The sequence below is a fragment of the Kitasatospora sp. NPDC059571 genome (genome assembly GCF_042735675.1).
Lineage (GTDB): Bacteria > Actinomycetota > Actinomycetes > Streptomycetales > Streptomycetaceae > Kitasatospora.
Genome location: NZ_JBHWBW010000046.1, coordinates 5,372 through 8,368, shown reverse-complemented (window position 1 = coordinate 8,368; position 2,997 = coordinate 5,372). Strand labels below are relative to the sequence as shown.

Annotated in this window: 4 protein-coding genes; all 4 read right to left on the bottom strand. The window is 73.3% G+C overall.

The annotated features are described in order from the left end of the window. The coding region (locus ACFV0G_RS08360) for a CYTH domain-containing protein (RefSeq protein WP_380543624.1) at window positions 1-324 on the bottom strand (324 nt) is incomplete at its 3' end. A 278-nt stretch (window positions 325-602) separates the two neighbouring features. Continuing rightward, window positions 603-1,589, bottom strand: a complete 987-nt coding sequence (locus tag ACFV0G_RS08355) for a hypothetical protein (protein ID WP_380543621.1) — start codon at window positions 1,587-1,589, stop codon at window positions 603-605. 146 nt (window positions 1,590-1,735) lie between these two features. Further along, window positions 1,736-2,032 carry a hypothetical protein gene (locus tag ACFV0G_RS08350; RefSeq protein ID WP_380543618.1) on the bottom strand — a complete coding sequence of 99 codons (297 nt, stop codon included), beginning with the start codon at window positions 2,030-2,032 and terminating at the stop codon, window positions 1,736-1,738. A gap of 129 nt (window positions 2,033-2,161) precedes the next feature. Continuing rightward, window positions 2,162-2,821 (bottom strand): DUF2199 domain-containing protein, encoded by a 660-nt coding sequence (locus tag ACFV0G_RS08345; protein WP_380543615.1) that lies wholly within the window; start codon window positions 2,819-2,821, stop codon window positions 2,162-2,164. Window positions 2,822-2,997: the final 176 nt, after the last annotated feature.

Genomic DNA, 2,997 nt, shown 5'->3' with positions numbered 1-2,997 from the left:
CCGCGGCGCTGCGGCGGGGCGGGGCGGGGGGGGCGGCGGGGCGCGGGGGGGGGGGGCGGGGGGGGGGGGGGGGCGCCGCGCCCCCCCCCCCCCCCCCCTCGCCGAGCCCCCGGCGTGGACGGCCGCCCGGGCGGCCAGCTCCCTCGGCGGCCGCTGCCCGTTCCCGCTCTCCACGGGCAGACGGGTCTCGGTCCGGCTGCCGTCCGGGTTGGGGGTCTTCAGGTGCCAGCCCGCGTCGTGGCCGCCGGTGCGGCGGCGCAGCGTCACCCCGCGGCGCAGCATCCGCAGGTCAGGGGTGTCGAAGTAGACGGCATCCAGCCGCACCGTGGCACCGCGCCGGACCGACGCCACTCCGGGCAGCCCGTCCGCGGTCAGCGGCTCGCCGGCGGCGCCGTCGTACGAACACTCGGTCTCCTGGTGTCGTGTCGCCATGCTGCTCGTCTGTCCGGCACGGCAGATCCCAACCGCCGACGACCCGGGAACACGTTGCCGTGTTCGCGGTGGGCTGCAGGTGCCCTGGCGGCTCCGGCCGTCCGGGCCGGCGGGGCGACCGGCCTCGGCGGGGGTATCCCCGCGGGGCGCCGGCGACGGGCCGCCGCCGCTCAGCTCTGCTGGTAGAGCACCGCGCCGGTACGGCAGTCGAGGTCGACGAAGACGTAGAGACAGCCCTCGCCGCCCCAGACGTCGGCGCCGCCGTTCATCGAGGCGAAGAGCATCGGGCGGCCGCACAGCGGGCAGTCGGGGCGTTCCGGGTCCTGGATCCAGTCGGGGTGCCCGCCCAGCGCGGAGCCGCCGTCGTGCCAGGCCGAGCCGCTGCCGCCGTGCGGCCGGGCCGGCCCCAGTACCAGCCGGGTCGGGTACGGGTCCCAGCCGTCGATCACCGGGCCGTTGCAGGACGGCCGTTCGTTGTGCTCCAGCCAGCGGGCGCCGCCCGATCCGTCGTAGCCGCTGAGCACGGTGCCGAAGTCGGTGCACCGCGGGCAGGACAGCACGCGGACGTGGTCCGGGCCGGTGAGGCCCAGGGCGCGGGCCGCGGCCGAGCCCGGCGGGAGGTCGAGGGCGGCGTGCAGTTCCATCCGGCACCACGGGCAGTGTTCGCCCGACGGGGCGCCGAACACCGGCGCGCCGTACGGGCCGTGGGCCGTGCCGTCCGGGGCCGCCTCGATGTCCTCGGCGTCCACCGGGAGAAGCTCGAAGGCGGGACCGAGGAGCAGCTCACGACGGGTGCCCGACGGGAGGAGCTCCCATCCGGCGTCGCGGGTGTGGACGTCGACGTCCTCCGCGCTCCGCCACCGGCGGAAGGCCTCCTCGGCCACGGCGGGGTGTGCGTTGGCCACGCAGTCGAACAGTTCGCCGCGCAGGACTCCGTCGGCCGCGTCGGCCAGCCGGACCAGTTCCCGGGTGGTGGCCTCGTCCGCGCCCCGGTAGACCTCGCCCCGGTCGAAGACTCCCGCCGTCAGCAGCCGTGCGTGGTGCGGGGCCATCCGGCCGGGCTCGCCGACCGCGGCCGCGGCCAGCTCCCACACCGCATCCTCGTCCCCCTGGCAGCACTGGGAGACCAGCTCCTCGATACTCTCGTCCGTCAGCATGCGGCGCACCCTACCGGTGCGTGCGCCACGGCCGGCCGGTTGAACGCGATCTGTGGGCGGAGCGGTCGGAGGACACCCCGGCCGGGCTCATACCCGCTTGATGCCGATCAGCGCCCAGCGGATCGTCGTTTCGGAGCGAGCCGGGATCAGGTGCCCGAGTTGTCGACGAATCCCACGATGTCGAGATATTCGATTGTGGGTGGGGTGCCATAAATCCCCGTCACCATGTCGACGAGCTCGTCCGTGAAGAAGGCACGGGCCTTTTCCTCGTCATCCCATACGTAGAAGTTCCTGGCCCGAACGCCGTCCTCGTCGAGCATGAAGCTCTTGAAGCGGAGGCCGGCCATGCCTTCGAACGGCCCGCGGAGTTCGTCGGCAAGCTTTTCGAGAGTCGAACGATCGAACTTTTCGGTCTGGGTGAAAGTCACCAGCACGCCGATCATCGGGCCTCCCATCGATTGGGCGATCATCGGTTGATCACGTGATGCCAGAGGCGGTTCTCAGTATACGCGGCCGATCTTCTGGTCGTTGGGCGGGGAGTCGGACGTGCGGCTCACGGTCGGCGATGCGGATCACCGGACGGTGTCCGCCGGCAACGCCCGCCGGATGTAGCCGCCATGAGCCTCAGTGGTGGTGCGGGTCCGCAGCGCGTCGGGGTCGTAGTGCAGTGCCCAGGCGCGGCTGCCGGTGAGCACCTCGGCGGGCGCCCACGCCTCGTTCATGATCCGTGTCACCGTACGGTGCGTGGTGGCGGTGAGGTACGGCACCGGACGGTCGTACGGGGAGTCAGCAGGGATGCCCGCGGAGACCTCGGCGCGAAGGATCCTCCGGCCCCAGGGCTCCGGCGAGCTGGCGAGCAGCCCGTCGAACCTCATGGTCCGGTACTCCTCGTCGGTGCCGTCGCGACCCAGTTCGGACACCCGGGCGTAGGTGTCCCGGTCGATCGACACCCAGACACCGAACGTCACCGTCCGCCCGTCGGTCAGCCGGACCGGCAGCAGGGCCCGGGTGAAGGCGCCGATGGTGCTGGTTGCGACCATCAGGTCCGAGGCGAACCGGATGGCGTCCTGCTGCCCGCGCTCCAGCAGGTCCGCCACCGGGTCGGGCAGGGAGAGGTTGAAGCGCGGGTCGGCCGGGTCCGGCCCCCCGGTGCAGCAACTGCATGCCGGAGCACTGTCCGTCGCCTCGGAGCCCGTCGGAACCGCCCTGTCACGTCTGTGCCACCAAGCCATGGCGGAGGACTCAACCACAGCTCGCTCACTCACCGTTCGGCGGGGCCCGGCCGCGGGAGGATCAGGGCCGGGCCGGCCGCAGGTCGGCGCCCCCCCCCCATCGGCCGGATGGGCGGGCGCCGACTGCGCGGGCTGGCCCGGTGGTGGTCAGGCAGGGTCCGGGCGCTTATACACAA